This window comes from Alkalibaculum sporogenes (assembly GCF_009362815.1).
Lineage (GTDB): Bacteria > Bacillota > Clostridia > Eubacteriales > Alkalibacteraceae > Alkalibaculum_A > Alkalibaculum_A sporogenes.
Genome location: NZ_WHNX01000088.1, coordinates 1 through 1,009 on the forward strand (window position 1 = coordinate 1; position 1,009 = coordinate 1,009).

The following is a 1,009-nucleotide window of genomic DNA, read 5'->3' on the forward strand; positions in this document are numbered from 1 at the left end:
AGCGTAAGTATTGATGCTACTCATATAGAAGCGAATACCATTAAGAAAACACCAGAACGATTAATGAAACATCTGGCTAGAAAGATAATTAGTGCTTATGAAGAAGAGACTGGTCAAACCATTGATGAATTGCCTGAAGTACCTGAATATAAAGAGATTGAAGATCATAAAGAAGCAAAAGCTGTAATGAAAGAGTATTTGAAACTGTTATTAATAAAGTTGAAAATAATACAATAGATAGTACGGTTAAAACAGAAGAGGCCATTAACAAAGCAAAAGAAATATTAGATGATCCAAAATTTATAAATCAGAAGGGAATACGTTCAATAATTGATGAAGATGCGAGAGTTGGCCGTAAAAGCAAAACACAAAATTTTTATGGATATAAAACAGAATTTATTATGACGACAGATGAAAGAATAATTACATCTGTAAGGGCAGTTGATGGTGCCTATGTAGATGGAACATATGCAAAAGAAATGATAGAACAAACAATAACAAGCGGTATAAAGATTGAAGAATTTTATGGTGATAAAGCATACTTTAGAAGACCAATTCTAGATAACATTGAAGCCATAAATGCAAAAGCTTACATACCTGTTAGTGCATCTGTATACAAAATTGACGAAAGTCAATTCTCATATAACAAAGATGCTGATCAGTGGCATTGTAGTCAAGGAAATACAACCATGAACAAAAAATACTATAAGGCAAAATCAAAAGAAACTAGATCTGGCGTAAGAGAAGGATACAAATATTTCTTTGAGAAGAAACAATGTAAAGCGTGTCCTATGCATGATGAATGTGCTAAAAAAACAGTTGGAAGAACATTGATAGTAAGTTTAAATGCTACATTATTTTATGAGATTAACCAATATCAAAAGACAGAAGAGTTCAAGGAGAAATATAAAAAAAGAGCTTCTATTGAAGGTAAAAATGCTGAACTCAAAAGATTTCATGGACTGCATCGAGCAAGAGGGTATGGTCTATTAGGTGTATCAACACAATC

Annotated in this window: 1 pseudogene; it reads left to right on the forward strand. The window is 31.8% G+C overall.

Features of this window, described 5'->3' with window-relative positions:
• Nucleotides 1–1,009 (forward strand): annotated as a pseudogene (locus GC105_RS16675) (transposase); the annotation flags it as partial.